General features: G+C 62.3%; 15 protein-coding genes. 9 read left to right on the top strand and 6 right to left on the bottom strand.

What is annotated here, in order from left to right; translation table 11 throughout:
• Nucleotide 1: 1 nt before the first annotated feature.
• Nucleotides 2–1,009: a cytochrome d ubiquinol oxidase subunit II gene (gene cydB, locus IX761_RS13115; RefSeq protein ID WP_194790008.1), complete on the top strand. Its 1,008-nt coding sequence runs from the start codon at nucleotides 2–4 to the stop codon at nucleotides 1,007–1,009.
• Between the two features lie 13 nt (nucleotides 1,010–1,022).
• Entirely contained in the window at nucleotides 1,023–1,163 is a 141-nt protein-coding gene (locus IX761_RS13110; RefSeq protein ID WP_416366782.1) for a DUF2474 domain-containing protein, read from the top strand.
• A gap of 86 nt (nucleotides 1,164–1,249) precedes the next feature.
• Here IX761_RS13110 and IX761_RS13105 read toward each other — a convergent pair whose 3' ends face one another.
• Together IX761_RS13105 and IX761_RS13100 are read right to left on the bottom strand one after the other, a co-directional pair.
• Nucleotides 1,250–2,374, bottom strand: coding sequence for a methyltransferase (locus IX761_RS13105; RefSeq protein ID WP_194790006.1), 1,125 nt, complete (start codon nucleotides 2,372–2,374; stop codon nucleotides 1,250–1,252).
• A gap of 86 nt (nucleotides 2,375–2,460) precedes the next feature.
• Nucleotides 2,461–3,165, bottom strand: a complete 705-nt coding sequence (locus tag IX761_RS13100) for an autoinducer binding domain-containing protein (RefSeq protein WP_194790005.1) — start codon at nucleotides 3,163–3,165, stop codon at nucleotides 2,461–2,463.
• 212 nt (nucleotides 3,166–3,377) lie between these two features.
• On the opposite strand from IX761_RS13100, the gene IX761_RS13095 reads away from it, so the two are divergent.
• A complete protein-coding gene (locus IX761_RS13095; RefSeq protein ID WP_194790004.1) occupies nucleotides 3,378–4,154 on the top strand; it encodes a ferredoxin--NADP reductase in 777 nt (258 codons plus the stop codon).
• 39 nt (nucleotides 4,155–4,193) lie between these two features.
• On the opposite strand, the gene mscL is transcribed toward IX761_RS13095, so the two are convergent.
• Nucleotides 4,194–4,607 (bottom strand): large-conductance mechanosensitive channel protein MscL, encoded by a 414-nt coding sequence (mscL, locus tag IX761_RS13090; protein WP_194790003.1) that lies wholly within the window; start codon nucleotides 4,605–4,607, stop codon nucleotides 4,194–4,196.
• A gap of 178 nt (nucleotides 4,608–4,785) precedes the next feature.
• Here mscL and radA point away from each other — a divergent pair, with 178 nt between their 5' ends.
• The gene (gene radA / locus IX761_RS13085; RefSeq protein WP_194790002.1) at nucleotides 4,786–6,153 is read left to right on the top strand and encodes a DNA repair protein RadA; all 1,368 of its coding nucleotides are present in this window, start codon (nucleotides 4,786–4,788) and stop codon (nucleotides 6,151–6,153) included.
• A gap of 91 nt (nucleotides 6,154–6,244) precedes the next feature.
• Here radA and IX761_RS13080 read toward each other — a convergent pair whose 3' ends face one another.
• A complete protein-coding gene (locus IX761_RS13080; protein ID WP_194790001.1) occupies nucleotides 6,245–7,762 on the bottom strand; it encodes a nucleobase:cation symporter-2 family protein in 1,518 nt (505 codons plus the stop codon).
• A gap of 261 nt (nucleotides 7,763–8,023) precedes the next feature.
• Nucleotides 8,024–8,392, bottom strand: coding sequence for a PilZ domain-containing protein (locus IX761_RS13075; RefSeq protein WP_194790000.1), 369 nt, complete (start codon nucleotides 8,390–8,392; stop codon nucleotides 8,024–8,026).
• A gap of 167 nt (nucleotides 8,393–8,559) precedes the next feature.
• Between IX761_RS13075 and IX761_RS13070 the strand changes: the two genes are divergently transcribed.
• The 5 genes from IX761_RS13070 (at nucleotide 8,560) to IX761_RS13050 (ending at nucleotide 12,659) form a co-directional block, all read left to right on the top strand.
• Nucleotides 8,560–10,626 (top strand): carbon starvation CstA family protein, encoded by a 2,067-nt coding sequence (locus IX761_RS13070; RefSeq protein WP_194789999.1) that lies wholly within the window; start codon nucleotides 8,560–8,562, stop codon nucleotides 10,624–10,626.
• 13 nt (nucleotides 10,627–10,639) lie between these two features.
• Nucleotides 10,640–10,837: a YbdD/YjiX family protein gene (locus tag IX761_RS13065; RefSeq protein ID WP_194789998.1), complete on the top strand. Its 198-nt coding sequence runs from the start codon at nucleotides 10,640–10,642 to the stop codon at nucleotides 10,835–10,837.
• 78 nt (nucleotides 10,838–10,915) lie between these two features.
• Nucleotides 10,916–11,893 carry a GTPase gene (gene yjiA / locus IX761_RS13060; protein WP_194789997.1) on the top strand — a complete coding sequence of 326 codons (978 nt, stop codon included), beginning with the start codon at nucleotides 10,916–10,918 and terminating at the stop codon, nucleotides 11,891–11,893.
• An 86-nt stretch (nucleotides 11,894–11,979) separates the two neighbouring features.
• Nucleotides 11,980–12,363: a type II toxin-antitoxin system RelE/ParE family toxin gene (locus IX761_RS13055; protein ID WP_228533518.1), complete on the top strand. Its 384-nt coding sequence runs from the start codon at nucleotides 11,980–11,982 to the stop codon at nucleotides 12,361–12,363.
• Nucleotides 12,360–12,659, top strand: a complete 300-nt coding sequence (locus IX761_RS13050; protein ID WP_194789996.1) for a helix-turn-helix domain-containing protein — start codon at nucleotides 12,360–12,362, stop codon at nucleotides 12,657–12,659. Before IX761_RS13055 ends, IX761_RS13050 begins: the two co-directional genes overlap by 4 nt.
• Before the next feature lie 64 nt (nucleotides 12,660–12,723).
• On the opposite strand, the gene glyA is transcribed toward IX761_RS13050, so the two are convergent.
• A complete protein-coding gene (gene glyA, locus IX761_RS13045; protein ID WP_054900658.1) occupies nucleotides 12,724–13,977 on the bottom strand; it encodes a serine hydroxymethyltransferase in 1,254 nt (417 codons plus the stop codon).
• Nucleotides 13,978–14,031 lie beyond the last annotated feature (54 nt).

Here is a 14,031-nt window from a genome sequence, read left to right as displayed (position 1 = left end):
GATGGGTATCGATCTTCCGCTGATCTGGGCCGTGATCATCATCTTCGGCGTCATGATGTATGTGGTAATGGATGGTTTCGACCTGGGGATCGGCATGCTCTTCCCGTTCGTCCAGGATGAGCGTGACCGCGATGTGATGATGAACACCGTGGCCCCGGTATGGGACGGCAACGAGACCTGGCTGGTGCTGGGTGGCGCGGCGTTGTTCGGTGCCTTCCCGCTGGCCTATTCGGTGGTGCTGGAGGCTTTGTACCTGCCGCTGATCCTGATGCTGGTGGGCCTGATCTTCCGTGGCGTGGCCTTCGAGTTCCGCTTCAAGGCCCGGGCCAACCGGCGGCATATCTGGGACAAGGCGTTCATCTGGGGCTCGCTGGTCGCGACCTTCTTCCAGGGTGTGGCGCTGGGGGCCTTCATCGAGGGCTTCAAGGTGGTCGACCGCAAGTTCGTCGGCGGCTACCTGGATTGGCTGACGCCGTTCACCCTGTTCTCTGGTTTGGGTTTGATCGTCGCCTACACCCTGCTGGGCTGCACCTGGCTGATCATGAAGACCGAAGGGCCGCTGCAACGGAAAATGCACGACATGGCCCGGCCACTGGCACTGGTGCTACTGGCGGTGATCGGTATCGTCAGCCTGTGGACGCCGATCGCCTACCCGCAGATCGCCGACCGTTGGTTCAGCATGCCTAACCTGTTGTGGTTCATGCCGGTGCCGATCCTGGTGCTGGTGACCTTCTACGGCTTGCTGCGGGCGGTGGCACGCAATGCGCACTACACGCCGTTCCTGCTCACCCTGGTGCTGATCTTCCTCGGCTACAGCGGCCTGGGCATCAGCCTGTGGCCGAACATCATCCCGCCGTCGATCAGCATCTGGGACGCCGCAGCGCCGCCACAGAGTCAGGGCTTCATGCTGGTGGGCACGCTGTTCATCCTGCCGTTCATCCTCGGGTACACCTACTGGAGCTACTACGTGTTCCGCGGCAAGGTGACCCACGACGATGGCTATCACTAGGAGCGGTGTGATGATGAGCAGCGAAGAGAAAAAACCATTGTGGCAGCGTGTGGGTTGGCTGGTACTGATCTGGGCACTGAGTGTTGCGGCGCTCGGGGTGGTGGCCTATGGCATGCGCATGTTCATGAGCGCGGCGGGGTTGAGCACGCACTGAGCTGAAAGCGGGGCTGGCTCCTACAGGTTACGTGAGCCCCTGTAGGAGCCAGCCTTGCTGGCGAAGGGCCGCACAGCGGCCCTGCTTCATTTCCGGGCCTTGAGCACCACGAACTTGGGTGTGGCGGCAACCTGCTCCACCCCTCGGAACAGCCGCGCCAGCTTGCTGTGGTAGCCCAGGTGGCGGTTGCCGACGATGTACAGCGCACCACCCACCTCCAACGCCTCGCGGGCCTGCTGGAACATGCGCCAGGCGAGGAAGTCGCCGACCACCTGCTGCTGGTGGAACGGCGGGTTGCACAGCACCACGTCCAGCGACTGCTTTTCCTGCCCCGCCAGGCCATCCGCCGCCTGGATCACCGCTTTGCGATCACCCAGTGCGGCTTGCCAGTTCTCCCGTGCCGACTGCACCGCCATGTACGACTCGTCCACCAAGGTGAAATGCGCATCCGGATTGGCCAGGGCGCTGGCGATTGCCAGCACGCCGTTACCGCAACCCAGGTCGGCCACCCGTGCGCGGCCCAGGTCGCGAGGCAGATGCGGCAGGAAGGCGCGGGTGCCGATGTCCAGGCCTTCGCGGCAGAACACGTTGGCATGGTTGACCAGCTCCAGGGCCGGCTTGTCCAAGCGGTAGCGGCTGGGATAGGGCGAGCGGGCGAGCGGGCGTTCGGCTACGGTGGCGATGAGCAGGCGGGCTTTCTTCTGCGCAAGCGAAGCCTGCACAGGGCCGATGTACTTCTCCATCAGGTCGCCTGCGGCTCGTGGCAGGTGCTTGATCATGGCCCCGGCAATCACTTCGGCGCCGGGGGCCAGCTGGCCCTGCAGCCGAATCAGCTGTTCTTCGAGCAGCGCCAGGGTTTTTGGCACCCGGACCAGCACGCGGTCGAACAGCCCCTGCCACTGCTCGTTGGCGGGCACGAATGGTACGGCATCGAATGGCTTGCCGTTGCCTGCCAGGTTCTTCTCCAGGGCCATGCGCGCCAGGTGCGAGTCGCCGCTGCTGGTGACATCCAATGTACCGGCCAGGCTGGCGGCCAGCGCGCCGAAGCTGTCGTTGAGTACCAGGACTCGACAGTTGGCCTGGGGCGCTTGGGTGGCCAGGTGCTCCAGCAGGTATTGGTCGGCGGCATCGAAGGCCAGCAGCGGGTCATTGGCCTGGGGCGGCTGGCGAATCAGGTCGAGGTTGGCGAAGGGCGTTTCGAACAAGGGCATGGCATACGGCTCGGCGCGGATCTGGCCGCCGCGAGGGGCGACGGACTTGAGGCCTGGGATTCTACAGGTCTTTGCGCTTTGGGGGGCTACAGCAGGCCGTGGCGGACCACGTTGACGATGGCGGCTACTTTGTTGGTGGTGTTGGTTTTCTGGATGACGCTACGGATGTGGAAGTTCACCGTGCTGGTCGACAGTGAAAGTATCTTCGCGACATCTTCGGCGATCTTGCCTTCCGCGGACCACTTGATCACCTCCAGCTCTCGCTTGCTGAGGTGTGGGGCCGAGCCATTGCATGTCAGGTAGTGTTCGCTGAACACGGCATGCAGCACCTGGCACAACCACATGATCTGCGCGCCTTTCTCGTAAAGCTCGAAATTGCTTACAGGCGTCGTGGGCCTGGCCACACTCAATTGGCACTCGTTGTGACGCATGTCATACAACGACTGGGTCCATCCATGCTTGAGGCCATGGGCGCAGGCCGCTTCGCGCAGCAAGGGGACCTCGTTGTACAGGTCGTCGTGCCACAGCAGGGGCAGGGTGGATTTACGACACTGGGTGATGACAGGGTCGATGCTGACGAAATTGCAGTCCCGGTAGGCTTCGATCCAGCCACGCGGGTAATTGCTGTGCAGGATGATCTGTGGATCGTGACCGGCAAGGTGAAGGTGCAGCGTCATGCCGAGAAAATCCATCTCGAATAGCTGAACCAAGTCGACCGCCCGGCGAAACAATGCGTGAGGGTCACGTTCGCTCAGCATCTGCTGAAGCTGTTCGCTGGTCCACTGTGACATCGGTGAAGCTCCCTGAAATCCGTTGGATCCAATAAGCAGACTGCACGGGCGAAGTGTAGGAAAAGTCCTCGTTCTGTGCTGGGTTTTTTTGTTATAGCTGCCGGGGTTTTTGCGCAGTTTCTTGTCCGTTAAAGTCGATGCCCTACAAACCGGTGGTGTTTATCTCCATCGCTTTGCGCGACACTTGGCGCATCTGTTTTTTGGAGCCCGTCATGACCGCCAGCGCCGACAAGTTCACCCGCCAGACCCTGCTCGATGTCCAGCCGCTGACGCCGAACCTGTTCAGCCTGCGGGTCACCCGCGACCCGGGCTTTCGTTTTCGCTCCGGGCAGTTCGCCCGCCTGGGCGTGACCAAGGCCGATGGGAGCGTGGTATGGCGTGCGTACTCGATGGTCAGCGCGCCCCACGACGAATACCTCGATTTTTTCTCCATCGTGGTGCCGGGCGGTGAGTTCACCAGCGAGCTTAGCCGGCTGGGCAAGGGCGATACCCTATTGATCGACCGCCAGGCATTTGGCTACCTGACCCTCGACCGCTTTGTCGGTGGCCGCGACCTGTGGCTGTTGGCCACCGGTACCGGCATCGCGCCCTTCATGTCGATCCTCCAGGACTTCGAGGCTTGGGAGCGATTCGACAACATCAAACTGGTGTATTCGGTGCGCGAAGCCAAGGAGTTGGCCTACGTGGACGAGATCGCCGGGCTGGAGCAGCGCGACTACCTGGCCGAATTCGCCGGCAAGTTGCAATTCATCCCGGTGGTCACTCGCGAGGCGCATCCGGGGGCGTTGAATGCGCGGATCACCACGCTGATCGAGAACGGTGGGCTGGAGAAGGCGGCGGGGCTGGAGCTGTCCACCGAGCACTCGCGGATCATGCTGTGCGGCAACCCGGACATGATCGACGAGACGCGCAAAGTGCTCAAGGCGCGTGACCTGCAACTGAGCCTGAGCAAGCGGCCGGGGCAGGTGGCGGTAGAGAACTACTGGTAACGAAACGGCGCCCATCGGGCGCCGTTTTCATGTGCAGCCTCAGGGCTGGCGGTTCTGCGCCTTGAGCAGGTCGCGGATCTCGGTCAGCAGGGTTTCTTCGGCGCTCGGTACCGGCGGGGCGCTCGGTGCCACGGCTTCTTCGCGCTTGAGGCGGTTGATCGCTTTCACGCCCATGAAGATGGCGAAGGCGACGATGATGAAATCGAGGACGGTCTGGATGAACTTGCCGTAGGCCAGCACCACGGCTGGTACATCACCTTCGGCGGCCTTGAGGGTGACGGCCAGGTCACTGAAGTCCACACCCCCGATGAGCAGGCCTATCGGTGGCATGATCACGTCGCCGACGAACGACGAGACGATCTTGCCGAAAGCCGCGCCGATGATGATACCAACGGCCATGTCCACGACATTTCCCTTGACCGCGAAGGCTTTGAACTCACTGAGCATGCCCATGTTCGATTTCCTTGTAACAAATGGTGAGGTAGACGCAGTGTAAGCCACTAAAACGCTTCATGCGTTGCATTCAGGGCTACAGACTGCGGTTAGATCGAATAGTTTTGTCGCATCCCGGCGCGTTCGAGACACGTGCTGCTTCGGCTATCATGGCGGTTTTTTCCAGGAGACCCCGCCCATGGCCAAGGCCAAGCGTTTGTATGGCTGCACCGAGTGCGGCGCGACCTTCCCCAAATGGGCCGGCCAGTGTGGTGATTGCGGGGCCTGGAACACCCTGGTCGAGACCATGATCGAAAGCGGTGGCGCGGCGGCGCCCAGCGGGCGCACCGGCTGGGCCGGGCAGCAGGCGCAGATCAAGACCCTCGCCGAGGTCAGCGTCGAGGAAATCCCGCGCTTCACCACCAGCAGCACCGAGCTCGACCGGGTACTCGGCGGCGGCCTGGTGGATGGCTCGGTGGTGCTGATCGGCGGTGACCCGGGCATCGGCAAGTCGACCATCCTGTTGCAAACCCTGTGCAACATCGCCACGTACATGCCAGCGCTGTATGTCACCGGGGAAGAATCGCAGCAGCAGGTGGCCATGCGCTCGCGGCGCCTGGGCCTGCCCCAGGACCAGCTCAAGGTGATGACCGAAACCTGCATCGAGGCGATCATCGCCACCGCCCGCCATGAAAAGCCGCGGGTGATGGTGATCGACTCGATCCAGACCATCTTCACCGAGCAGCTGCAATCCGCGCCCGGTGGCGTGGCCCAGGTGCGCGAGAGCGCGGCCTTGCTGGTGCGTTACGCCAAGCAGAGCGGCACGGCGATCTTCCTGGTTGGCCACGTCACCAAGGAAGGTTCGCTGGCAGGGCCACGGGTGCTGGAGCACATGGTCGATACCGTGCTGTATTTCGAGGGTGAATCGGACGGCCGCCTGCGCCTGTTGCGGGCGGTGAAGAACCGTTTCGGGGCGGTCAACGAGCTGGGCGTGTTCGGCATGACCGACCGTGGCCTCAAGGAAGTGTCCAACCCCTCGGCGATTTTTCTCAACCGCACCCAGGAAGAGGTGTCCGGCAGTGTGGTGATGGCCACCTGGGAGGGTACCCGGCCGATGCTGGTGGAGGTGCAGGCACTGGTCGATGACAGCCACCTGTCCAACCCGCGGCGGGTCACCCTGGGCCTGGACCAGAACCGGCTGGCCATGCTGCTGGCGGTGCTGCATCGCCACGGCGGCATTCCCACCCACGATCAGGATGTGTTCCTCAACGTGGTCGGCGGGGTGAAGGTGCTGGAGACCGCCTCCGACCTGGCGCTGCTGGCCGCGGTGATGTCGAGCCTGCGCAACCGGCCGTTGGCGCATGGGTTGCTGGTGTTTGGCGAGATTGGCTTGTCGGGTGAGGTGCGCCCGGTGCCGAGTGGCCAGGAGCGTTTGAAGGAAGCGGCCAAGCATGGCTTCAAGCGCGCGATCGTGCCCAAGGGCAATGCACCCAAGGAGGCGCCGGCGGGGTTGCAGGTGATTGCGGTGACGCGCCTTGAGCAGGCGTTGGATGCCTTGTTCGAATGATCAGCGTTGTGCCAGGGCCTTTTCGCGGGTAAACAAAAAGGGGAGCCGACGATGCGCGTCGACTCCCCTGCGTGACCGCTTCAGTCAGCGGTCAGTGCTCGGCGACCGCACTGCGCCTGGGCGCCTGGTTGCCATGCTCGTCCACCTCCATCACCGGCACTTCATTGCCGTCGGCGTCGAACAGCTTGCCATCCTTGAAGTAGTCGCCATCGCGCAGGCACGAGATGTCCGAGTACTGGATGGTGCGCTCGTAGGCGGCGGCGAATACCGACTGGTTTTCCGAGTTGCCCGTGGTGAAGTGGTTGAACATCAGGTTCAGCAGGATGGCCATGATCGCCGCCGAGCTGATACCGGAGTGGAAGATGGTTTCGAACCAGCTTGGGAAGTTGTGGTAGAAGTTCGGCGCGGCGATCGGGATCATGCCAAAGCCGAGCGACGCGGCGACGATGATCAGGTTGACGTTGTTCTTGTAGTTGACCTTCGACAGGGTGCGGATACCGCTGGCCGCTACGGTGCCGAACAGCACGATGCCGGCGCCACCCAATACTGGGGTCGGTACCGCAGCGATGATCCGGCCCATGATCGGCAGCAGGCCGAGCACCACCAGGATCACGCCACCGGTGGCCACCACATAGCGGCTTTTGACCCCGGTCACGGCCACCAGCCCGACGTTCTGGGCAAAGGCGCTCTGGGTGAACGAGCCGAAGATCGGCGCCAGGATGCTCGACGCCATGTCGGCGCGCAGGCCATTGCCCAGGCGCTTGGAGTCGACCTTGGTGTCGATGATTTCACCGACCGCGAGGATGTCGGCCGAGGTCTCGACCAGGGTCACCATGATCACGATGCACATCGACAGGATCGCGGCGATGTGGAAGGTCGGCATGCCGAAGTGGAAGGGGGTGGGGAAGGCGAAGATCGGGCCTTCGGTGACCTTGCTGAAGTCGGTCATGCCCAGTGCCCAGGCGATCAGTGTGCCAGCGACCATGGCCAGCAGGATCGACAGTCGCGAGATGGTCGCGTTACCCAGTTTGCTCAGCAGCAAAACGATGGCGAAGGTCAGCGCCGCCAGGCCGATGTTGGCCACGCTGCCGAACTCCGGCGAAGCGCTGTTACCGCCCATCACCCAGCGCGCGGCCACCGGCATCAGGGTCAGGCCGATGGTGGTGATGACGATGCCGGTCACCAGCGGTGGGAAGAACTTGGTGATGCGCGAGAACACCGGGGTGATCAGGAAACCGATCAGCGAGGCCGCCATGACCGCACCCAGCACCGCAGGCAGGCCACCACCGCCCTGGCTGCCGAGGATCGCCCCCATGGTCGCGACGCCAGCGAACGACACGCCCTGCACCAGCGGCAACTGGCAACCGAAGAACGGTAGGCCGAGGGTCTGCAGCAGCGTCGCCAGCCCGCCTGCGAACAACGAAGCCGCGATCAGCAGGCCGATCTCCGCCGGGGCCAGGCCGGCTGCCTGGCCGAGGATCAGCGGTACGGCAACGATACCGCCATACATGGTCAGAACATGCTGCAGGCCGTAGGCCAGGTTGGCGCCAATACCGAGGTTTTCGTCCTCGGGGCGCTGGGTGGGAGACGTGCTAGGGGACGTAGTCATGGAGCAGGCTCTCAGTTTTATTTTTGTGGCACTACTGTAGACAAAACATGGATTCGATTGCCATCAAAATTGTATACAAGATTTTGATCCAAGCGCGTGCAGGGCTGCCTCCAGAGTTCACCATTTCTGGATGCAGAATACGTTCCAAGTCGTGGAATGGCGGGTTAGATGGGTGTGTACACCACCCAGAACAGCTTGCTGAAAGCTGCCTGGGTAGACAGGAAACACAATGGGGTGATTTTGATAGCTAGCTAAGAGATTTCAATCTTCGATCAATTCCCGCAGCTCACGCATCATTTCGGTGCTGTCGGCCACGTTCAGTTCCACCAGACGGTGCAAGTGGCTCATCGAATCGAGGTCGATATACAGGCAGACGAAGCCCAGGCGCGTCGGCTCTTCGTGGCGCAGTTCGACCTGCATCTGCACCTTGGTGGTCATGTCGTTGAGGTGGATGATCGCTTCGAAGTCTTGCGTCAGATCGGCGTCCCAGGGGTTGGGGCATTCGATCAGAAGGCCTTTGAGCGACAGGTCGAGGAGCTTGACCGGCCAGCGGCGTTCGCCTTGGCGCAGTTCGGTGGGGGCATCGAAGGCGATGCGTTGGAAGCGGCGGCGTTCGTCGTGATCGCTCATGGGGAAAGCCCTCGGGGGTTCAACCTGACTATAGTTAGTTTTGCGCTCGTATCAGGTACCGCAATCTGGCCGCAGAGGCTCTAGACCAAAGCAAGTGTGGCAATGCGCCTTGACACGCCCTAGACTCGATGGGCGGTCTTTTCCAATCCACCAGCTGGAAGTAAACCATGAACAACAATAATAGCCTGCTACGCCACGTTCCGTGGCTGGCGCTGGCAGTCATAGGGGCCTGCGCGCTGGGTGTGGTTGCCCTGCGTCGTGGCGAGGCGATCAATGCCTTGTGGATCGTGGTCGCGGCAGTGGCCATCTACCTGGTTGCCTACCGTTACTACAGCCTGTTCATCGCCACCAAGGTGATGCAACTCGACCCCCGCCGGGCCACGCCCGCGGTACTCAACAACGACGGTCTGGACTACGTACCGACCAACAAGCACATCCTCTTCGGCCACCACTTCGCCGCCATCGCCGGCGCCGGCCCACTGGTGGGCCCGGTGCTCGCCGCGCAGATGGGTTACCTGCCCGGCACCCTGTGGCTGATCGCCGGTGTGGTGCTGGCCGGCGCGGTGCAGGACTTCATGGTGCTGTTCCTCTCCACCCGCCGCAACGGCCGCTCGCTGGGCGACATGGTGCGTGAGGAAATGGGCCGCATACCGGGCACCATCGCCCTGTTCGGCTGCTTCCTGATCATGATCATCATCCTCGCGGTGCTGGCGCTGATCGTGGTCAAGGCCCTGGCCGAGAGCCCGTGGGGCATGTTCACGGTGATGGCGACCATCCCGATCGCGATGTTCATGGGCATCTACATGCGCTATATCCGCCCAGGCCGCATCGGCGAGATCTCGGTGATCGGCGTGGTGCTGTTGCTGCTGTCGATCTGGCTGGGGGGCCAGATCGCCGCGGATCCGGTCTGGGGCCCGGCCTTCACCTTCACTGGCGTGCAGATCACCTGGATGCTGGTGGGCTACGGTTTCGTCGCCGCCGTGCTGCCGGTGTGGCTGGTGCTGGCGCCGCGCGACTACCTGTCTACCTTCCTCAAGATCGGCACCATCGTCGGCTTGGCCATTGGCATCCTGATCATCGCGCCCGAGCTGAAAATGCCGGCGCTCACGCAATTCACCGACGGCACCGGCCCGGTATGGAAGGGCACCCTGTTCCCGTTCCTGTTCATCACCATCGCCTGCGGCGCGGTGTCCGGCTTCCACGCGCTGATCTCCTCGGGGACCACGCCCAAGCTGCTGGACAACGAAACCAACGCCCGTTACATCGGCTACGGCGGCATGCTGATGGAGTCGTTCGTCGCCATCATGGCCATGGTCGCCGCCTCGGTGATCGAGCCGGGCGTGTACTTCGCCATGAACAGCCCGGCTGCGGTGGTCGGTGCCGACGTCGCCTCGGTGGCGCAGACGGTCAGCAGCTGGGGCTTCCTGATCACCCCCGAGCAGCTCGAAGCGGTCGCCCGTGATATTGGCGAGCACACCATCCTGGCCCGTGCCGGTGGTGCCCCAACGTTGGCCGTCGGTATCGCGCAGATCCTTCACCAGGTGCTGCCGGGTGAGAACACCATGGCCTTCTGGTATCACTTCGCGATCCTGTTCGAGGCGCTGTTCATCCTCACCGCGGTGGACGCCGGTACCCGTGCCGGGCGCTTCATGCTGCAGGACCTGCTGGGCAGCTTCGTACCGGCGCTCAAGCGCACCGAGTCGTGGGGCGCCAACCTGCTCGCTACCGCGGGTTGCGTGGCGATGTGGGGTTACCTGCTCTATCAAGGTGTGATCGATCCGCTGGGTGGCATCAACACCTTGTGGCCGCTGTTCGGTATCTCCAACCAGATGCTGGCCGGTATTGCCCTGATGCTCGGCACCGTGGTGCTGATCAAGATGAAGCGCCAGCGCTACATCTGGGTCACCTTGGTACCTGCGGTCTGGCTGTTGATCTGCACCACCGCCGCAGGCCTGATCAAGCTGTTCGACCCGAACCCGGCGGTCGGCTTCCTGGCCCTGGCCAAGAAGTACAGCACCGCGCTGGACGCAGGCCAGGTGTTGGCCCCGGCCAAGGACATCGGCCAGATGCAGCACGTGATCTTCAACGCCTACACCAACGCCGGCCTGACGATCCTGTTCCTGCTGGTGGTGTTCAGCATCCTGTTCTTCGCCCTCAAGGTCGGCTATGCCGCCTGGGGTCGCAAGGAGCGCAGCGACAAGGAAACCCCGTTCCAGGCCCTGCCTGACGCTTGAGAGGAATGCCGTGATGTTCAACGACTTGAGTCGACTGGGTAAGTACCTAGGGCAGGCAGCCCGCCTGATGGTCGGCATGCCCGACTATGACACTTATGTCGAGCACATGCAGACCAAGCACCCGGACAAGCCGGTGATGAGCTACGAGGCGTTCTTCCGCGAACGCCAGGAAGCGCGTTATGGTGGCAAGTCCGGGCCCAAGTGCTGTTGAACCCGCGACACATGTGAATCGGTGGGAGCCCGGGCAACCGGGCTCCCACTTTCGTTTTCAGCTCCAGGAGACAACCGCGTGCAAACGCCGATTCCCGTTACCGTGCTGACCGGCTTCCTCGGCGCCGGCAAGACCACCTTGCTCAAACACATGCTCAAGGCCGAGCACGGCCTGAAGATTGCCGTGATCGAAAACGAGTTCAGCGAGGCTGGTATCGACAGCCAGCTGCTGGGCGACGAACCGGTGCAGGTCATGACCCTGGCCAACGGCTGCGTGTGCTGCAGCATCCATGGCGATCTGACCCGCGCCCTGTACCTGCTGCTGGAGCGCCTGGATGCCGGCGAGATCGCCTTCGACCGCCTGGTGATCGAGTGCACCGGCCTTGCCGACCCGGCGCCGGTGGCGCAGACCTTCTTCATCGACGAGGAGCTGCGCGAGCGCTACATCCTCGATGGCATCATCACCCTGGTCGATGCGGTGAACGCCGATGTGCACCTGACCCAGGCCATTGCCCAGGCCCAGGTCGGTTTTGCCGACCGCCTGCTGCTTAGCAAGACCGACCTTGCCGAGCCTGCGGCAGTGAATGCACTGAGCGAGCGCCTGGCCCGCATCAACGGCCGGGCGGTAATCCGCGTAGTCGAGCATGGCCGTATCGACCTGGCCGAGCTGCTAGATGTGCGAGGGTTCAACCTCAACCCGGAGTTGGGCATCAGCCTCAAGCCCAGCCTGCGTCCGGTACTCAAGCCGGCAACGCCGGACCGTATCTCCACCCTGGTGCTGCGTACCGACACGCCGCTGGACATCGACCGTCTCAGTGACTTCATGAACGCGCTGCTGGAAGAGCACGGTAAACAGCTGCTGCGTTACAAGGGCGTGTTGAATATCGTCGGTGAAGATCGCCGTTTGGTATTCCAGGGAGTGCTCAAGCTGTACGGCTTTGACTGGGATGCCGACTGGAAGGACGACGAGGGGCGAGAAAGCGTGATGGTGTTTATTGGTGATGAGCTGCCGGAGGAGAAGATCCGGGCAGGTTTCGAGGCCCTGAACCACGCCTGAGTGAGACCTGGCTGACTGTTAGATGCCGCCGTAAGGCGGCATTTTTTTGGCCTCGTTTCAGCAATCAGGCCATTAGAAGTGGCCACTTGCAGGGAGTACTTTTTTTGGTACACTTGGCCGCGTCGGATCTAAAAGTAGATGTGCAGTTCTTCCGCAGTGCATTGGGTAATGAGCCCGTGAGGGAGTGGCTCAAGGGCCTGGCACGCGAGGAGCGCTACCTGATTGGTATGGAAATCAAGACCGTTCAGTTGGGATGGCCGCTTGGCATGCCCTTGGTCAGAAAGCTGGAGCACGGACTCTGGGAAATCCGTATCGACATGAGGCATGTCATTGCCCGTGTGCTGTTCACGATCATGGATGGAGTGATGTTCCTGCTCCATGGATTCATCAAGAAAAGCCAGAAAACGCCCTCGGCAGATCTGGCACTCGCCAGGCAACGCAAAGCCAGCTTACGGAGGTCAATCACATGAACCCGCATATCGGTTCGAACTTCGATGATTTTCTCGCCGAAGAGGGCATCCTCGAAGAGGTCACGGCCGCTGCGCTCAAACGGGTGATTGCCTGGCAACTGACCCAGGCAATGAAGCAGCAAAAGATCAGCAAGAAGGCCTTGGCCGAGCGGATGCACACCAGCCGGGCGGCGGTAGATCGAGCCTTGGATCAGACTGACGCTGGCATGACCCTGGCAACACTGGCCAGTGCAGCCAGGGCCTTGGGCCAGCGTGTGGAAATACGCCTTGTACCCGATTTCGTACCTGCTCAATGACGTAACAGCACCCACAAAAAAGCCCGGCATCAAGCCGGGCTTTTTCACATCAGGCAATCGCCAATCAGTTGCCGTACACCGGCAGCTTCTTGCAGATGGCCTTGACCTTCTCACGCACGGCGTCGATCACCGCTTCGTTGTTCAGGTCAGCCAGGATGTCGCAGATCCAGCCCGCCAGCTCTTTGCACTCGGCTTCTTTGAAGCCACGGGTGGTCACGGCTGGAGTGCCGAAACGCAGGCCCGAGGTGACGAACGGGGAACGTGGGTCGTTCGGCACCGAGTTCTTGTTGACGGTGATGAAGGCCTTGCCCAGGGCGGCGTCGGCGTCCTTACCAGAGATTTCCTGCTTGATCAGCGACAGCAGGAACAGGTGGTTCTGGGTGCCGCCGGAAACCACGTCGAAACCGCGCTCGATGAACACGCTGGCCATGGCCTGGGCGTTCTTCACCACTTGCTGCTGGTAAGCCTTGAACTCGGGCTGCAGGGCTTCCTTGAAGCAGATCGCCTTGGCGGCGATGACGTGCTCCAGCGGGCCGCCCTGGGCGCCTGGGAAGACGGCGGAGTTCAGCTTCTTCTCGATGTCGGCGTTGGCACGGGCCAGGATCAGGCCGCCACGTGGACCGCGCAGGGTCTTGTGGGTGGTGGTGGTGACCACGTCGGCGAATGGCACCGGGTTCGGGTACACGCCAGCGGCGACCAGGCCGGCCACGTGGGCCATGTCGACGAACAGGTAGGCACCGACCTTGTCGGCGATTTCGCGGAAGCGTGGGAAGTCCAGGACCTGCGAGTAGGCGGAGAAGCCGGCAACGATCATCTTCGGCTTGTGCTCGACGGCCAGGCGCTCGACTTCGTCGTAGTCGATCAGGCCGTTGGCGTCGATGCCGTACTGGATGGCGTTGTACAGCTTGCCCGACGAGCTGACCGAGGCACCATGGGTCAGGTGGCCACCGTGGGCCAGGCTCATGCCCAGGATGGTGTCACCGGCCGACAGCAGGGCCAGGTAGACAGCGGCGTTGGCTTGCGAGCCAGCGTGCGGCTGGACGTTGGCGTAGTCGGCGCCGAACAGCTCTTTGGCGCGGTCGATGGCCAGTTGCTCGACCACGTCGACATACTCGCAACCACCGTAGTAGCGCTTGCCCGGGTAGCCTTCGGCGTACTTGTTGGTCAGTACCGAACCCTGGGCTTCCATGACGGCGGGGCTAGTGTAGTTTTCCGAAGCGATCAGCTCGATATGCTCTTCCTGGCGCAGGGCTTCTTGCTGCATGGCTTCGAAGAGCTCGGCGTCGTACTTGGCAATGGTCAAATCACGGCTGAACATGGCGGTCCTCAAGGATCGGGCTGGATTGGGGGGGCATTCTAACCGATTGATTCG

This window comes from Pseudomonas sp. UFMG81 (assembly GCF_015354575.1).
Classification (GTDB): domain Bacteria; phylum Pseudomonadota; class Gammaproteobacteria; order Pseudomonadales; family Pseudomonadaceae; genus Aquipseudomonas.
The sequence above is the reverse complement of the archived record's forward strand: the minus strand, read 5'-3'. Positions and strand labels throughout refer to the sequence as shown.